The sequence below is a fragment of the Streptomyces sp. NPDC101237 genome (genome assembly GCF_044767465.1).
GTDB classification, from domain to species: domain Bacteria; phylum Actinomycetota; class Actinomycetes; order Streptomycetales; family Streptomycetaceae; genus Streptomyces; species Streptomyces gramineus.
The window spans coordinates 205486-221932 of the sequence record NZ_JBIWNY010000015.1 but is presented as its reverse complement, the minus strand read 5'-3'; the positions used below and the strand labels follow the sequence as shown (position 1 = coordinate 221932).

General features: G+C 70.3%; 12 protein-coding genes and 1 pseudogene. 10 read left to right on the top strand and 3 right to left on the bottom strand.

Going from position 1 to position 16447, the window contains the following annotated elements:
- From ACIRQ9_RS23955 to ACIRQ9_RS23940, 4 genes are all read left to right on the top strand, one after another.
- Positions 1-1698: ATP-binding protein (locus ACIRQ9_RS23955; protein WP_404176914.1), on the top strand; the 1698-nt coding region annotated here is incomplete at its 5' end.
- The gene (locus tag ACIRQ9_RS23950) at positions 1695-2381 is read left to right on the top strand and encodes a response regulator (protein WP_404176911.1); all 687 of its coding nucleotides are present in this window, start codon (positions 1695-1697) and stop codon (positions 2379-2381) included. The genes ACIRQ9_RS23955 and ACIRQ9_RS23950, both read left to right, overlap by 4 nt.
- Before the next feature lie 56 nt (positions 2382-2437).
- Positions 2438-2836 carry an OB-fold nucleic acid binding domain-containing protein gene (locus tag ACIRQ9_RS23945; protein WP_404176908.1) on the top strand — a complete coding sequence of 133 codons (399 nt, stop codon included), beginning with the start codon at positions 2438-2440 and terminating at the stop codon, positions 2834-2836.
- A 3-nt stretch (positions 2837-2839) separates the two neighbouring features.
- On the top strand, positions 2840-3595 hold the full coding sequence (locus ACIRQ9_RS23940; RefSeq protein ID WP_404176905.1) for a DUF3159 domain-containing protein: 756 nt from the start codon (positions 2840-2842) through the stop codon (positions 3593-3595).
- Positions 3596-3828: 233 nt separating this feature from the next.
- Here the strand turns inward: ACIRQ9_RS23940 and ACIRQ9_RS23935 are convergent, their stop codons facing one another.
- On the bottom strand, positions 3829-4500 hold the full coding sequence (locus ACIRQ9_RS23935) for a potassium channel family protein (RefSeq protein WP_404176902.1): 672 nt from the start codon (positions 4498-4500) through the stop codon (positions 3829-3831).
- On the bottom strand, positions 4500-5171 hold the full coding sequence (locus ACIRQ9_RS23930; RefSeq protein WP_351325777.1) for a TrkA family potassium uptake protein: 672 nt from the start codon (positions 5169-5171) through the stop codon (positions 4500-4502). The genes ACIRQ9_RS23935 and ACIRQ9_RS23930 overlap by 1 nt, the downstream gene beginning before the upstream one ends.
- A gap of 363 nt (positions 5172-5534) precedes the next feature.
- Between ACIRQ9_RS23930 and ACIRQ9_RS23925 the strand changes: the two genes are divergently transcribed.
- From ACIRQ9_RS23925 to ACIRQ9_RS23900, 6 genes and pseudogenes are all read left to right on the top strand, one after another.
- Positions 5535-7580, top strand: coding sequence for an APC family permease (locus tag ACIRQ9_RS23925; protein WP_404176899.1), 2046 nt, complete (start codon positions 5535-5537; stop codon positions 7578-7580).
- A 116-nt stretch (positions 7581-7696) separates the two neighbouring features.
- Positions 7697-9025 (top strand): class I SAM-dependent RNA methyltransferase, encoded by a 1329-nt coding sequence (locus ACIRQ9_RS23920; protein WP_404176896.1) that lies wholly within the window; start codon positions 7697-7699, stop codon positions 9023-9025.
- Between the two features lie 1704 nt (positions 9026-10729).
- Entirely contained in the window at positions 10730-12154 is a 1425-nt protein-coding gene (locus ACIRQ9_RS23915) for an RHS repeat-associated core domain-containing protein (RefSeq protein WP_404176893.1), read from the top strand.
- 435 nt (positions 12155-12589) lie between these two features.
- Complete coding sequence (locus ACIRQ9_RS23910) at positions 12590-12955, top strand: hypothetical protein (RefSeq protein WP_404176890.1); 366 nt, start codon at positions 12590-12592, stop codon at positions 12953-12955.
- Positions 12880-13392 (top strand): annotated as a pseudogene (locus ACIRQ9_RS23905) (phosphopantetheine-binding protein); the annotation flags it as partial. The gene ACIRQ9_RS23910 and the pseudogene ACIRQ9_RS23905, both read left to right, overlap by 76 nt.
- Before the next feature lie 158 nt (positions 13393-13550).
- Positions 13551-13910: a hypothetical protein gene (locus tag ACIRQ9_RS23900; protein ID WP_404176944.1), complete on the top strand. Its 360-nt coding sequence runs from the start codon at positions 13551-13553 to the stop codon at positions 13908-13910.
- Between the two features lie 366 nt (positions 13911-14276).
- Here ACIRQ9_RS23900 and ACIRQ9_RS23895 read toward each other — a convergent pair whose 3' ends face one another.
- The gene (locus ACIRQ9_RS23895; protein ID WP_404176887.1) at positions 14277-16406 is read right to left on the bottom strand and encodes a xanthine dehydrogenase family protein molybdopterin-binding subunit; all 2130 of its coding nucleotides are present in this window, start codon (positions 16404-16406) and stop codon (positions 14277-14279) included.
- Positions 16407-16447: the final 41 nt, after the last annotated feature.

Sequence of the window (16447 nt, the reverse complement as noted above, 5' to 3'; positions counted from 1 at the left end):
GACCTCGGCGGCACCTTCCACCAGGTCGTCGGCGAGGACGTCCCGGCGGCCCTGCTCGACTTCGCACGCGGCGTCAACGCCACCCAGATCGTGCTCGGCTCCTCCCGCCGCAAGGCCTGGCAGTACGTCCTGGGCCCCGGTGTCGGCGCCACCGTCGCCCGCGAGTCGGGCCCCGACCTCGACGTCCACATCGTCACCCACGGCGAGGTCGCCAAGGGACGCGGCCTGCCGGTGGCCCGCGGCGCCCGGCTCGGCCGCGGCCGGATCATCGCCGGCTGGCTGTTCGGCCTGGTCGGCCCGGCCGTCATGGCGGTGGTCCTGAACACCGTCGACCTCGGCCTCGCCAACGACATGCTGATCTTCCTGACCTTCACGGTCGCGGCGGCGCTGCTCGGCGGCCTCTTCCCGGCGCTCGCCTCGGCCGCCTTCGGGTCCCTGCTGCTGAACTACTTCTACACCCCGCCCCTGCACCGGCTGACCATCGCCGACCCGAAGAACATCGTGGCCATCGTGGTCTTCTTCGGGGTGGCGCTGTCCGTCGCCTCCGTCGTGGACCTCGCCGCCCGCCGCACCCACCAGGCCGCCCGGCTGCGCGCCGAGTCCGAGATCCTCTCCTTCCTCGCCGGCAACGTGCTGAGAGGCGAGACGGGCCTCGAAGAACTCCTGGAGCGGGTGCGGGAGACCTTCGGCATGGAGTCCGCCGCCCTCCTGGAGCGGGCCGGCGACGTCGAGCCGTGGAGCTGCGCGGGCCGGGCCGGCACCGGACCCGCACTGGCGCGGCCCGAGGACGCCGACGTCGACGTGCCCATAGGCGACCACATGGCCCTCGCGCTGACCGGCCGGGTGCTGCCCGCCTCCGACCGCCGGGTGCTCGCCGCCTTCGCCGCCCAGGCGGCCGTCGTCCTGGACCGCAGGCGGCTCCAGGAGGAGGCCGAGCGGGCCCGCGCGCTCGCCGAGGGCAACCGGATCCGCACCGCCCTGCTGGCCGCCGTCAGCCACGACCTGCGCACCCCGCTCGCCGGGATCAAGGCGGCGGTGTCCTCGCTGCGCTCGGACGACGTCGAGTGGTCCGAGGAGGACAAGGCCGAGCTGCTGGCGGGCATCGAGGAGGGCGCCGACCGGCTGGACCACCTGGTGGGCAACCTGCTCGACATGTCCCGCCTGCAGACCGGCACCGTCACCCCGATCGTCCGGGAGACCGACCTCGACGAGGTGGTCCCGATGGCCCTGGTCGGGGTGCCCGAGGGCAGCGTGGAACTGGACGTCCCCGAGACCCTGCCGATGGTCGAGGCCGACGCCGGGCTCCTGGAACGGTCGGTGGCCAACCTGGTCGAGAACGCCGTCAAGTACAGCCCGGCCGACCGGCCCGGCCACGTCGTCGCCGTCTCCGCCAGCGCCATCGCCGACCGCGTGGAGCTGCGGATCGTGGACCGCGGGCCCGGCGTGCCCGACGACGCCAAAGAACGCATCTTCGAGCCCTTCCAGCGCTACGGTGACGCTCCGCGCGGCGCCGGTGTCGGCCTGGGGCTCGCGGTCGCCCGGGGCTTCGCCGAGGCGATGGGCGGCACCCTCAACGCCGAGGACACGCCCGGTGGCGGCCTGACCATGGTCCTCACCCTCCGCGCGGCAGGACCGGCCGGCGCGGCAGCACGACCCGTGGCGCGAGCCGTGGCAGAACCGGAAAGGCAGGCCTCATGACCCGTGTGCTCGTGGTCGACGACGAGCCGCAGATCGTGCGCGCCCTCGTGATCAACCTCAAGGCGCGCAAGTACGACGTCGACGCGGCCCCCGACGGCCGTACCGCCCTGGAACTGGCCGCCTCCCGCCATCCCGACGTGGTCGTCCTCGACCTCGGCCTGCCCGACATGGACGGCGTCGAGGTGATCAAGGGGCTGCGCGGCTGGACCCGGGTGCCGATCCTGGTGCTGTCCGCCCGGCACTCCTCCGACGAGAAGGTCGAGGCCCTCGACGCGGGCGCCGACGACTACGTCACCAAGCCCTTCGGCATGGACGAACTGCTGGCCCGCCTGCGGGCCGCCGTCCGCCGCGCCGAGCCGGTCGCCGGAGGCGGCGAGGACGACGTGCTGGTGGAGACCGAGGGGTTCACCGTCGACCTGGCCGCCAAGAAGGTCAACCGGGCCGGCAAGGACGTCCGGCTGACCCCCACCGAGTGGCATCTGCTGGAGGTGCTGGTCCGCAACACCGGCCGGCTGGTCAGCCAGAAGCAGCTGCTGCAGGAGGTGTGGGGGCCGTCGTACGGGACGGAGACCAACTACCTTCGGGTGTACATGGCGCAGCTGCGCCGCAAGCTGGAGACGGATCCCTCGCACCCCGAGCACTTCATCACCGAACCGGGGATGGGTTACCGCTTCGAGAAGTGAGCCGGGACGTGAGCTGGGCTACGGCGCTGTCGGCGGGCCCCGGTAGGCTTTCAGACATGAGTGCTGTCCCTCGTTCCGAAAAGCCGGCCGGCCGGTTCCGGCGCATGCTGGGCCGGCTGTCCTCGTCGCAGGAGGACCTGGAGTCCGAGGAGCTTCGCGAGGACGCCGACACGGCGGGCTGTGTCCGGATCGGCGACTGCCGGGACCGGCAGATCGTCACCGTTACTGGTACCTTGCGCACGGTCACCCTGCGACCGCGCGCCGGAGTCCCGGCCCTGGAGGCCGAGCTGTTCGACGGCTCCGCGGCGCTGGACGTGGTGTGGCTCGGCAGGCGCTCCATCGTGGGCATAGAACCGGGGCGCAGGCTGATCGCGTCGGGCCGGATCTCGCTGAGCCGGGGCCGCCGGGTGCTGTTCAACCCCAAGTACGAACTGAGACCCCTCGGTAGGGAGTAGCCGGTGACGTCGCTCGACAAGCCGACCGAAGACACCCAGGCCACGGACGATGCGCGGGCGGTGACCGAGGCCGCGCTGTTCGAGGCCTTCGGCGGCGTGCGCGGCATGGTCGAGACGGTGCTGCCCGGCCTGCTGTTCGTCACGATCTTCACCATCAACAAGGACCTGCACTGGTCGGCCATCGCCGCCCTCGCGGTCTCGGTGGTGCTGGTCGTGGTCCGCCTGGTCATGAAGGACACCGTCAAGCACGCCTTCAGCGGCGTCTTCGGCGTGGCCTTCGGTGTCGTCTTCGCGATGATGACCGGCAACGCCAAGGACTTCTACCTGCCCGGCATGCTCTACACGCTGGGTCTGGCGGTGGCCTACATCGTCACCACGCTGTGCGGGGTGCCGCTGATCGGCCTGATCCTCGGCCCGGTCTTCAAGGAGAACCTCTCCTGGCGCACCCGCAACCCCGGCCGCAAGAAGGCGTACGCCAAGGCCAGCTGGGCCTGGGGCCTGATCCTGCTCGCCAAGTGCGCGGTCCTCTTCCCGCTGTACTGGTGGGCCGACACCGCCCAGCTCGGCTGGGGGCTGGTCGCGCTGAAGATCCCGCCGTTCCTGCTCGCGGTCTGGCTCACCTGGGTCTTCCTCGCCAAGGCGCCGCCGCCGATCGACGTCTTCGCCGAGATGGAGGCGGAGGAGAAGGCCGAGGAGGAGCGCAAGGCCGCCCTGGCCGCGGAGAGCGGCGAGCCCTCCGCCGGACGCCACCGCAGGTAGCGCACCGGGCTTCGTACGGGAGAAGGGGGGCCCCCCGCCGCGGGGGGCGCCCCTCACCCCGACACGGCCCGGGCGACGAGTTACCCCCGCCCCCCCCCCAGGTGCACCCCCGCCGGGGCGGGGGCGCGGGGCGCCCCCCCCGCCGCCCCCCCCCGCTGGTCGCCCCCGGGGCTTCGTCGGGGTTAGGGGCCCCCCCGGGCCGGGGGGGCCCCCCTTCTCCCGTACAGGCCCTGTCAGACGTCTTCCCGCCGCACCGACAGCAGGTCCTCCAGCTGCTCCTCGCGGGCCTGGGCCGCCACGAACAGCAGTTCGTCGCCCGCCTCCAGGGAGTCCTCACGGGACGGGGTCAGGACCCGGGTACCGCGGATGATCGTGACCAGCGAGGTGTCCTCGGGCCACTCCACGTCACCGACCTGGGTGCCGGCCAGGGCCGACTCCTCGGGCAGCGTCAGCTCCACCAGGTTCGCGTCACCGTGGCTGAAGCGCAGCAGCCGCACCAGGTCGCCGACGCTCACCGCCTCCTCGACCAGGGCGGACATCAGACGCGGGGTGGAGACGGCGACGTCCACGCCCCACGCCTCGTTGAACAGCCATTCGTTCTTCGGGTTGTTGACCCGGGCGACGACGCGCGGAACGCCGTACTCCGTCTTCGCCAGGAGCGAGACGACCAGGTTCACCTTGTCGTCGCCCGTCGCGGCGATCACGACGTTGCAGCGCTGCAGCGCCGCCTCGTCCAGGGAGGTGATCTCACAGGCGTCGGCGAGCAGCCACTCCGCCTGCGGGACCCGCTCCACCGAGATGGCGGTGGGGGCCTTGTCGATCAGCAGGATCTCGTGGCCGTTCTCCAGCAGCTCGCCCGCGATCGAGCGGCCGACGGCGCCGGCTCCGGCAATGGCGACCCTCATCAGTGACCGCTCTCCTCTTCCGGACCCCCGGCGAAGGCGGCCTCGACCTTGTCGACGTCGTCCGTGCGCATCATCACGTGCACGAGGTCGCCCTCCTGCAGCACCGTCTGCGAGGTCGGCAGCATCGCCTCGCCGAGCCGGGTCAGGAACGCGACCCGGACGCCGGTCTCCTCCTGGAGCGTGCTGATCTTGTGGCCGACCCACTTCGGGGACGCGTGCACCTCGGCGAGCTGCACACCCCCGGTGGGGTCGCGCCACAGCGGCTCCGCGCCCGAGGGCAGCAGCCGGCGCAGCATCTGGTCGGCGGTCCAGCGGACCGTGGCGACGGTCGGGATGCCGAGGCGCTGGTAGACCTCGGCGCGGCGCGGGTCGTAGATACGGGCCGCGACGTTCTCCACGCCGAACATCTCGCGGGCCACCCGGGCCGAGATGATGTTCGAGTTGTCACCGCTGGAGACGGCCGCGAAGGCGCCGGCCTCCTCGATGCCCGCTTCGCGCAGGGTGTCCTGGTCGAAGCCGACCCCGGTGACCCGGCGGCCGCCGAATCCCGGGCCCAGCCTGCGGAAGGCGGTGGGGTCCTGGTCGATCACGGCGACCGTGTGCCCCTGTTGCTCCAGGGTCTGGGCGAGAGCGGAACCCACTCTTCCGCAGCCCATGATGACGATGTGCACGACCGTCCTTCCGGTGTCCAAAAGTTACTGCTCAGCCCCATCAGGGTCTCAGACCGACGCCCAAGCTACACACGCACCGTCCCGGCCGTGCACCCCTCGGCCAAGGTCATCGCCGAGTGATGCTGCGCACGCTCCAGGCGGTGAGGATTCCGAGGCCGAGCAGGGTCACCGCCGCACCGATCAGTTCTGCGGTCGCGGGCATGGGACCTCCGAAGTGCGATGACAGGCGGGATCTGTCATCTAGGCACGGATCGGGCGTAAGCTGCGGAATCCGCAGTTCCAGCCGTCACCTTTTTCACTCAAGAGGCAGATCCCGCCCCGCGGCTGGAGACCTGGCAGGTGAAAGGCCTACGATCCTCTCTCGTGTCCAAACTGACCGACGTGCCCAAACGGATCCTGATCGGGCGCGCTCTGCGCAGTGACCGGCTGGGCGAAACGCTCCTGCCGAAGCGCATCGCCCTCCCCGTCTTCGCCTCCGACCCGCTGTCCTCCGTCGCCTACGCGCCGGGGGAGGTCCTGCTGGTCCTGTCCATCGCGGGTGTGTCGGCCTACCACTTCAGCCCGTGGATCGCGCTCGCGGTCATCGTGCTGATGTTCACCGTCGTCGCCTCCTACCGGCAGAACGTGCACGCCTACCCGAGCGGCGGCGGCGACTACGAGGTCGCCACCACCAACCTCGGCAACAAGGCCGGCCTCACCGTGGCGAGCGCCCTGCTCGTCGACTACGTCCTGACCGTCGCCGTCTCCATCGCCTCCGGCATCGAGAACCTCGGCTCGGCGATCCCCTTCGTCGTGGAGCACAAGGTCTTCTGCGCGGTCACCGTGATCGTGCTGCTGACCCTGATGAACCTGCGCGGCGTGAAGGAGTCCGGAAAGCTCTTCGCGATCCCGACGTACGTGTTCGTCGGCGGCGTCTTCATCATGATCGCGTGGGGCGCGTTCCGGGGCCTGGTCCTCGGGGACACCATGCGGGCACCGACCGCCGCCTTCCACATCAAGGCCGAGCACCAGGGCCTGGCGGGCTTCGCGCTCGTCTTCCTCCTGCTGCGCGCCTTCTCCTCCGGCTGTGCCGCCCTGACCGGCGTCGAGGCGATCTCCAACGGCGTGCCGGCCTTCCGCAAGCCCAAGTCGAAGAACGCGGCGACCACCCTGGCCATGATGGGCCTGCTGGCGGTCACCATGTTCTGCGGCATCATCGCGCTCGCCATGGTCACCAAGGTCCGCATGGCCGAGAACCCGGCCACCGACCTGATCCACAACGGCGTCGGGGTCGGCTCCGGCTACGTCCAGAACCCGGTGATCTCCCAGGTCGCCGAGGCCGTGTTCGGCAAGGGCAGCTTCCTGTTCATCGTCCTCGCCGCCGCCACCGCCCTGGTCCTGTTCCTGGCCGCGAACACCGCGTACAACGGCTTCCCGCTCCTCGGCTCGATCCTCGCCCAGGACCGCTACCTGCCCCGTCAGCTGCACACCCGCGGCGACCGCCTCGCCTTCTCCAACGGCATCGTGCTGCTCGCCGGCACCGCCGCCCTGCTGGTGGTCATCTACGGCGCCGACTCGACCCGCCTCATCCAGCTGTACATCGTCGGCGTGTTCGTGTCCTTCACGCTCAGCCAGACCGGCATGGTCCGGCACTGGAACCGCCACCTGGCGACCGAGAAGGACCCGGCCAAGCGCAGCCACATGACGCGCTCCCGCGCGATCAACGCGTTCGGAGCCTTTTTCACCGGCCTGGTGCTGGTCGTCGTCCTGGTCACCAAGTTCACGCACGGCGCCTGGGTGGCCCTGCTCGGCATGTGCATCTTCTACGCCACGATGACCGCGATCCGGAAGCACTACGACCGGGTGTCCGAGGAGATCTCCGCCCCCCAGGAGCCCGACGACGACCTGGTCCGGCCCTCCCGCGTGCACTCGGTCGTCCTGATCTCCAAGATCCACCGCCCCACCCTGCGCGCCCTCGCCTACGCCAAGCTGATGCGCTCGGACACCCTGGAGGCGCTCACCGTCAACGTCGACCCGGCAGAGACGAAGGCGCTGCGCGAGGAGTGGGAGCGGCGCGGCATAGACGTACCGCTGAAGGTCCTGGACTCGCCCTACCGCGAGATCACCCGGCCCATCATCGAGTACGTCAAGGGCCTGCGCGCCAAGTCCCCGCGGGACGCGGTCTCCGTGATCATCCCTGAGTACGTGGTCGGCCACTGGTACGAGCACCTGCTGCACAACCAGAGCGCCCTGCGCCTCAAGGGCCGGCTGCTGTTCACCCCCGGCGTCATGGTGACCTCGGTGCCCTACCAGCTGGCGTCCTCGGAGGCCGCGAGGAACCGGGCCCGCAGGCGTCAGGACTGGAACGCCCCGGGCGCCGTACGGCGCGGTCCCGCGGAACACCGGGCCAAGGAGCACAGCGGCGGCTGAACCGGGCGGGGCGCCCGCGCCGGGGCCGGCGCGCTCCGCGAGCACGTAGACTGGTGGGCTGTTGTCGGCCCGCGCGGCCGTACCCCCCTCTCTCGCTGATCTGGAGTCACCCCGCCATGCAGGCAGAACCGAAGAAATCTCTGGTGGGGACGGAGTACGAGGTCGAGGTGGGGCCGGTCGCGCACGGCGGCCACTGCATCGCCAGGACCGCCGAGGGCCAGGTGCTCTTCGTCCGGCACGCGCTGCCCGGCGAGCGGGTGGTGGCCCGGGTGACCGAGGGCGAGGAGGGGGCCCGCTTCCTGCGCGCCGACGCGGTCGACATCGTGGACGCCTCCAAGGACCGCGTCCAGGCCCCCTGCCCCTACGCGGGCCCCGGCCGGTGCGGCGGCTGCGACTGGCAGCACGCCAAGCCGGGCGCCCAGCGCCGCCTCAAGGGCGAGGTGATCGCCGAGCAGTTGCAGCGGCTGGCCGGCCTGACCCCGGAGGAGGCGGGCTGGGACGGCACGGTGATGCCCGCCGAGGGCGACAAGCTGCCCGCAGGCGAGGTGCCGCAGTGGCGCACGCGCGTGCAGTACGCGGTCGACGCCGACGGCAACGCGGGGCTGCGCCGGCACCGCTCGCACGAGGTGGAGCCGATCGAGCACTGCATGATCGCGGCGCCGGGCGTGACAGAACTCGGCATCGAGGAGCGCGACTGGTCGGGGATGGCGTCGGTGGACGCGATCGCGGCGACCGGCTCGCAGGACCGCATGGTGATCCTGGAGCCCCGCCCCGGCGCCCGCCTGCCCCTGGTCGAGCTCGACCGGCCGGTCTCCGTCATGCGGGTCGACGAGAACGACGGCGGCATCCACCGTGTCCACGGCCGCGGCTTCGTGCGCGAGCGCGCCGACGGCCGCACCCACCGGGTCGGCAGCGGCGGCTTCTGGCAGGTCCACCCGAAGGCCGCGGACACCCTGGTCACCGCGGTCATGCAGGGCCTCCTGCCGCGCAAGGGCGAGATGGCCCTCGACCTCTACTGCGGGGTCGGCCTGTTCGCCGGCGCCCTCGCCGACCGCCTCGGCGAGAAGGGCGCGGTGCTCGGCATCGAGTCCGGCAAGCGAGCGGTGGAGGACGCCCGCCACAACCTCGCGGGCTTCCCGCGGGTCCGCGTCGAACAGGGCAAGGTCGAGTCGGTCCTGCCGCGCACCGGCATCACCGAGGTCGACCTCATCGTCCTCGACCCGCCCCGCGCGGGCGCCGGCCGCCAGACGGTGGCCCACCTGACGTCCCTGAGCGCCCGCCGCATCGCCTACGTGGCCTGCGACCCGGCGGCACTCGCCCGGGACCTCGGGTACTTCCGCGAGGGTGGCTACCGGGTGCGGACGCTGCGGGCGTTCGATCTGTTTCCGATGACGCATCACGTGGAGTGTGTCGCCATCCTCGAACCGGCAGCGAAGGGCTCCTGACCTGCGGTTTTGTGCGTGCGTGTTATGTGCGGTGTGGGCGTTACGGGCGATATCTTGTCGCTGAAATGACGTTCGTGACGCTCATTTGACGCTCGTTCTGATGGAGTGTCAGGCGGCTTTTGGGCACGTCGGTCTCTAGCCATGTGGCGACTGCCGGTGGGGTGTTGAGATCTGGTGACGCTCTCGGCGATGCAGCCGGAAGTCCCAGAGCGGCCCGCGAGGAACTTCTGTGGCAGGGAGCCGCCCTTTCGGGTCTATACAGGGCGGGCCCGCGCGGTGTGGGCTGGATGCCGTGGAACGACGGCCTGCTCCGAATGAACGGCAGCGCGCGCTTCTTGAGCTGCTCGCGGCCGGTGAGGAACCCGGAGCTTGGGCGCCGGGGGATTGGTGCTCGGCGTACGTCCTGCGTGACCGTGGCCTCTTGACGATGGACAGGGGCAGCAGCGGTGCTGTCCGGGCGGAGGTCACTGAGTCCGGACGGTTCTACCTCCGCCATGGCCGCCATCCTGACGACGTAGACCCTGCCGACTGTGGTGAGCCGTCGGCGCCGTATGGCGAGCGTCCCGTCCCACGCGCATGGCCGGCGAAAGCTCGCGAGTTGGTCGAACGGCGCCTCGCTGAAGGACGCGTCCGCTTCGCCCATGCCGATGATGAGGAGATCGCGGAATGGCGACGGGTCGTCAATTACGCGAAGCGGCATGGCATGGAGCCGGAGGGGAAGCGCATCGAGAAGGTGCCATACGGTCTGGCCGGGCTGGAGTTCTTCCTCGCAGAGGGCCCCCCCATCAATGCCCGGAGCCAGAGGCCAGAGGCGGATGTCCCAGCCGTTCGGGTCCCCACGCGACTGGCGTCCCTTCATCCAGTTGTGGCTGCTCTCAAGGATGACGCGAGGCGGCTGGTGATGCCGCCTGAGCTGCGCCGCAGATCACTTCTGATGCTCCAAGGGATGGCTGTCGAAGCGGCGCGACGAGGGCACGCGGTGCGGAAGGTCGGGTCGTCTTACTGTCCGCGCGAGGGTGGGATGGACGCCTGAGGTGCGCTGGCCCGCCGCTGTGGAGGAAGCGAAGGAGCAGGCCGTCCGAGAACAGTTCGCCGAGGTGCTCCGCGAGGAGGCCGGGCGATGGCGGGAGGCTGTCGTGATCGGTGAGTACTGCGATGCCCTGGAGCACCGTCTCGCTGAGTTGGACGGGGACTTGGGCGAGCAGACCCTGCAATCGTCCCGGCTATGGCTGGAGTGGGCACGTTCGTATGCGCGGGGGACCGACCCACTGGTTAACCCCCCCCGGGGATGCCGACTCCGCGTGATCCGGAGCCGGATGAACTTCAGCCGTATCTGAAGGGCTGGAGTCCGCACCGGCCCGCGCGGCAGGCTGAGTACTGAGGCTGAAATCGTTCATGGGCGCTCGCTTGAATGAGTGCCGTGGCCTCGGCCGAGCAAGGGATCGCAGCCGTGGTTGTGGCCGACGACCAGGTGTGAACAACTGCCAGATTCCTCGCACTCTGTATCAGAGATGGTACGCATAGATACTATTGCGCCGTGCCGGGTGAAGAAGAGCACTTTCAGTATGAACTTTTTTGCTGCAGCCAGTAATTTGAGCGCGGCGATTCGGGGATGAAGGTGGGCTCGCCGTCTCCTCCGTCAAGACGCCCACCGGAACCGACAGTTACGGCTACGACAACGCCGGCCAGATGAGGTCTCGGACGGTGAAGTGGGCGAGTACCACGCTGATCTGGAACGAGTTGGGACAGCTCGTCCAGACCACGGGCGCTTCGGCCACGTCGTACGTCTACGACGCTGACGGCAGCCTGCTGCTCCGCACGGGCAGCGCGGCCACGGTCCTCTACCTGGGTGGCCAGGAGATCCGCAAGGTCGGCAGTACCATCACCGGCACGCGGTACTACGCGGACGGCGCCAGCACGGTCGCGATGCGCACCTCAGGGACGGGCGCGGCCGTCACCAGGCTGATGTCCGACTCCCAGGCGTCGACGTCGGTGGCCGTGGACTCCACGACCAACACCGTCACCCGCCGCCGCTACCTGCCCTTCGGCGCCCAGCGCAGCGGAAGCCTGCCGAGCGGCACCGACCACGGCTTCCTTGGCAAGAGCGAGGACTCCGACACCGGACTGTCCGTCCTGGGCGCCCGGATGTACGACAACAAGCTGGGCCGATTCATCTCCACGGACCCGCTGAGAACGCCGTACACACCGCAGAACATGAACCTGTACAGCTACGCGATGAACAACCCGATCGCCTACAGCGACCCGACCGGCCTGGAGCCGCACGGCGACCCGTGCCTGTACGACCTCTCCGACTGCCCGAGCAGCGTGCAGGAGTCGGTGGGCTACGACCCCGGCTCCGGCAAGGTCTACCCGGAGAAGGGCACCGCGGTCGGCGACGGGTCGATCAACGAGTGGATCGCCAGCGGCAAGAAGCAGGACACGTCGAAGAAGCTCAGCGAGAAGACTTTCGACTGGCTGAAGAAGAATCTCGGCTACACCGGGTCGCAATATATGAGCCGGGGCGAGGCGGCGGCGTGGCTGGACAACGCGAAGGACGAGTGGAAAGGAGCGATCAACGCGTTCGCGGGCTGCTACGTCCTCTCGACGCAGAGTTCCGACCAGTGCAAGAAGGCCGTGCAGAAAGACTACAAGGATGTCTTCGAGAAGGACGAGGACAAGCCCTGGTGGTCGACCGCATGGGATCACGCAAAGGAACACATCGGAGACGTAGTCGCCATCGGCCTGACCATCGGCTGCACGGCTGGCATCGCCTTTGCGACCGGAGGCGTGGGCGTCGTCGCCGCTACTGGCTGTGCGACGGTTGCAGCTGCCATCGGAGGCGCCATCAACTACGGGATGTCTGATGACAAGAAGACCCTGGGCGGGTATGTAGAAGCCACCGCTTGGCCGGCTGCTACCAGCCTTGTCACCGTCGGCACTGCGGGAACGGCGACGAGTTTGACTGCCCGGTCAGCACTCAGCGGGGCCGCGTTCCGTACGATGCTGGGTTTCTGGCGCAGGCGAGAGTCATGGTCTGGCCTGGGCCTCCGGGCTCGGGTCAGGCCATATATCGCGAGGAGAGAACAAGAGAACAATGGACCGAATCAAACGGATATTCTTCGCGCTTGACCGAGCCTTCAACGGGCACCTTCCCCCGTCCGAAGGTCGTAAGCGCGCCGTTCGGCATCCGCTGGGCTTCGGCCTAGTCGGTGCCGTGTTTTTCGGCGGTGTGGCCGCGTGGGCCATCGGGCGGATTGATCTCCCGATCGTGCTGTACTCGCTGGTCATGGGTGTAGTCGTCAGCCTTGCCGTTATCGTCGAACGCAAACGGATGGTGCACTACGGCTTTCTGCCCCGGCCGGACAGGTCCGCTAGGCGTCGCTAGGCTGCCCGGTTCGCGACTGACAGGTCGGTCGCACCGGTGACCTCGGCCGCCGGCTGCCGGACGGGCAGGCGGAGTTCCTCGGCAGGTCCGACCACCAGGTCAAGATCAATGGTTACCGGGTCGAACCGGGCGAGGTCGAGGCCGCCCTCGTCGCGGCGCCCGGCGTCCGCCAGGCCCTCGTGGTCACCGCCGACACGCCCGCCGGCGCCCCCGCCCGGGTCGCCCACGTCGTGCCGGACCCGGGCAGTGCCTTCGACGCCGTCGCCCTGCGCGCCGAACTCGCCCGCACTCTGCCCGCGCATCTCGTGCCCGCTCGGATCCTGGAGCTCGCAGCAATTCCGCTCAACGCCAACGGCAAGGTCTACCGGGCAGCTCTGCCCGAGCCCGAGTGGGGCGCCGGGGCCACCGGCGAACCCGGGGCCCGCGCACGCCCGCCGAGGAAGCCGTCACCCGGGCGTGGGCGGAGGTCCTGGGCCTGGCCCCCGACGCGTTCGGCCCGGACGACAACTTCTTCGGCCTCGGCCGCAACTCCCTGCTCGTCCTGACCGTGGTCGCCCGCCTGCGCGGCCTGCGCGGCCTGCGCGGCCTGCTCGGCGCCCAGCTCACCTTCGCCCGCTTCCTCCAGGACCCGACGGTCGCCGGGATCGCCGCCGCGCTCGGCGAGACCGCGCAGCCGTCCGGCGGCGGCCGCAGCCTGGCGCCGCTCGCCCCCGACGGCGACGGCGTGCCCACGGTGTTCGTCCACCCCCTGGGCGGCACGGTCTCCTGCTACCCCCACATCTCCGAGATCCTGCGCGGCGAGGGCCCGCTGTACGGGCTCAGCCTCGGGGCACTGCGTGGCGAGGACCCCGACGGCGACGACCGCCTGGAGGACACCGCCCGCCCGCTACGCCGCGGAGATCCACGACACGTGTCCGGTCCGGTCAACGTGGTCGGCTGGTCGACGGGCGGCGTCACCGCGTTCGAGACCGTCCGGCAACTCCGCGCGCTCGGCGGGGACGTCGCCCACCTGGTGTTGTTCGACCCCCTTCCACCCCGCACGAGAACACCCGCTGGCGCGGCTATGTACGCCAACTGCGCCGTATCCGGACCAGGCTGGGTCTGGCCGACGACGAGGAGCGGGAGGCGGAGTTTCAGGCGGTGCTGCGCGGCGACCTGTTCCAGGCCATGGGCATCGACCCCGCCACCTGCCGCGACTACTCCCTCTTCCCCCAGGACGTGCTGCTCATCTGGCAGCGCCGGCTCGAAACGCTCGGCGGTGACGAAGTCGGCTTCTACGACGGCCCGATGACCGTCCTGACCTCCGAGGAGAAAGGCGGCGACGACCAGATCCTCCTCGTGGCGCAGTGGCAGGAGCCCGCCGGGGGACCGGTCAAGCACATCCAGGTGGGCGGCGACCACCTGCACATGATGCAACTGCCCGCCGCGGGCTCATCGGCGGCGGCGCTGCGGGAACTGATCGCCCGGGGAGGGAAGGCACGCGATGACCACGCACGCTGACAGGGCCGCCGGCACGGACGCCGAACAGATCATCGGCGAGTTCTACTCCGAGTTCCCCTACCCCTGGCACGCCACCCGTCTCACCGCACCCGACGACCCGTCTCTCCATCCCGTCCTCCTCGCACAGGAGTTGGGTGACCTCACCCACCGGTGCCTCCCGCCTGACGCCCGCGTGTGGGTGCCCGGCTGCGGCGTCAACCAGGCGCTGATCGTCGCCCTGCGCTTCCCCGCCGCCCAGGTCGTCGGCAGCGACGTCTCCACGGACTCCCTGGACCTGTGCCGCACCGCACGCGACCAGATCGGCTGTTCCAGTCCCGGGCCGGGGTTGCGACGGCAGCGGTCCCAGCGCTCCTTCTCGCGGACGGTTCACGACGTCGGCTGTTCCTCGATCACGCGGTCCGGACGGATGGGCAGGGTCCGCTGGCGGCGGCCGGTGGCGTGCCAGACGGCGTTCGTGATCGCGGCCGCCGTGCCGACGGTGCCGATTTCGCCGACGCCCTTGAGGCCTGACGGGTCGCCGGGTTCGTAGTCGGGTACGAAGTCGGCTTCGATGTCGGGTATGTCGGCGTGCGCGGCGATGTGGTAGCCGGCGAGGTCGGTGGTGATGTGCCGTCCCGTCGCCGGATCGCGGGCGCCTTCTTCGTGCAGGGCTGTCGACAGCCCCATGACCATGCCCCCGACCAGTTGACTTCGCGCGAGGAGCGGGTTGATGACGCGGCCCACGGCGAACATGCCCAGGAGCCGCCGCACGCGTACCTCGCCGGTGGCCGGGTCGACGGTCACTTGGCAGAACACGGCGCTGTAGGAGTGCCGTTCCATGGGTGGCAGCGCACCGATCGACTCGGTGGTGTCGCACGAGACGGTCAGTGGCAGCGTGGCGTCGCCCAGCTGGGAGCGCAGCCTCGCCGCGGCCTCGGTGATCGCCCAGGACCAGGACGTCGTCCCCCGGGATCCGCCGGCGCTCCAGGTGGGGCCGAGATCGCTGTCCGCGATCAGGAGCCGTATCCGTTCGGGATCCACGCGGAGAGCATCTGCCGCCACGGCGGTCAGTGCGGTGCGTGCGCCAGTGCCGATGTCGCTGGCACCAATGGCCACGGTGAACGCGCCGTCGGTCTCGGCGGTGATCGAGGCCGAGGCGGGCAGGGCCCCCGCGCTGAAGGACGTGGCGGCCATCCCGGTGCCGACCAGCAGGCATCCCTCCGTCCGCGTCCGCGGCCGGTGGTCGCGTGTGGCCCAGCCGAACCGGCGGGCGCCCTCGTGCAGACATGCGACGAGGTTGCGGCGGCTGAAGGGCAGGCCGGACACCGGGCCGACAGTGGGCTCGTTGCGCAGCCGAAGCTCGACCGGATCCATGCCGAGCCGCTCCGCCAGCTCGTCCATGGCGGATTCGAGCGCGAACGATCCGGGTGCCGTGCCGGGTCCGCGTACCGAGTACGGCGGCAGGATGTCGATGGGGACCGCGGTGCGCCGGGTACGGATCGCCGTCGCCGCGTAGAGCGTGTTGGTGAGCTCCGTGCAGTTCTCGAGGTAGTCCGCGAGCTTCGAGACCTCAAAGGCCGACTCGTGGTCGATCGCCCGCAGACTGCCGTCGGTGTCGGCGCCTATCCGGACCCGCTGGTCGGTCGCCGGCCGCATCGATACCGTCAGGAACACCTGATTCCGGCTCAGGGTGACGCGCACGGGGCGGCCGAGCACCGTGGTGGCCATCACCGCCAGAACCAGTTGGGGGCCGCACCCGCCCGACTTGGACCCGAAGCCGCCACCGACGTGCTGAGAGCGGACTCGTACCTGTCCGGGGTTGAGGGAGAAGAGCGTGGCCACCGTCATGGCGACCAGGAAGGGTCCCTGATTGGAGTCGATGATCTGCAGCCGCTCGTCCTCCCACCAGGCGGTCGCGGAGTGCGGCTCCATGGCGGCGCCGTGCTGCTCGGGCGTGACATAGCGCTCGTCGACGGCCACCGCGCTCGCGGCCAGCTCCGCCTCCACGTCACCGACGGTGGCGTCCTCTCCGAAGAACGACGTCGCCGGCCGCGCGGCCGGGTGCTCGAGTGAGAAGTCGGCGTCGTACGGTTCCTCGTCGTAGGTAACCCGCAGCGCCGCGGCCGCGGACCGGGCCTGCTCCATCGTCTCCGCCACCACCAGTGCGACCGGCCGGCCGGAGTGGGGGACTTCGTCGTTCTGCAGCAGGTGCATGCCGCCGTCGGGGCCGAAGAAGGATCCTGCCTCCAGGTTGAGCCGGGGAGCGTTGTGGTGGTCGATCACACCGAGTACGCCGGGCATGCCGTGCACGGCGGAGGCGTCGATGGCGCGGATGCGTCCGCGGGACACTGTGGAGGTGACGACCCAGCCGTAGGCCAACTCGGTCATCGGCTCGTCCGCCGCGTAGCGCACGCTGCCGGTGACCTTGCCCGGCCCCTCGACACGGGGACGGGCCACCCCCATCGCGCCCGGGTGCGCGGCGGTTGCCGGGGCTGCTCTGGTCGAGGACGTGTTCATGTGCTGATCTCCTTCACGGCGACGGCGACGGCGACGGCGAC

Excerpts from the sequence above, each read along its gene's own strand:
- ACIRQ9_RS23895 (WP_404176887.1), bottom strand. The coding sequence starts at position 16,406 with ATGAACACGTCCTCGACCAGAGCAGCCCCGGCAACCGCCGCGCACCCG.
- ACIRQ9_RS23935 (WP_404176902.1), bottom strand. The coding sequence starts at position 4,500 with ATGAGGGTCGCCATTGCCGGAGCCGGCGCCGTCGGCCGCTCGATCGCG.
- ACIRQ9_RS23945 (WP_404176908.1), top strand. The coding sequence starts at position 2,438 with ATGAGTGCTGTCCCTCGTTCCGAAAAGCCGGCCGGCCGGTTCCGGCGC.
- ACIRQ9_RS23920 (WP_404176896.1), top strand. The coding sequence starts at position 7,697 with ATGCAGGCAGAACCGAAGAAATCTCTGGTGGGGACGGAGTACGAGGTC.
- ACIRQ9_RS23950 (WP_404176911.1), top strand. The coding sequence starts at position 1,695 with ATGACCCGTGTGCTCGTGGTCGACGACGAGCCGCAGATCGTGCGCGCC.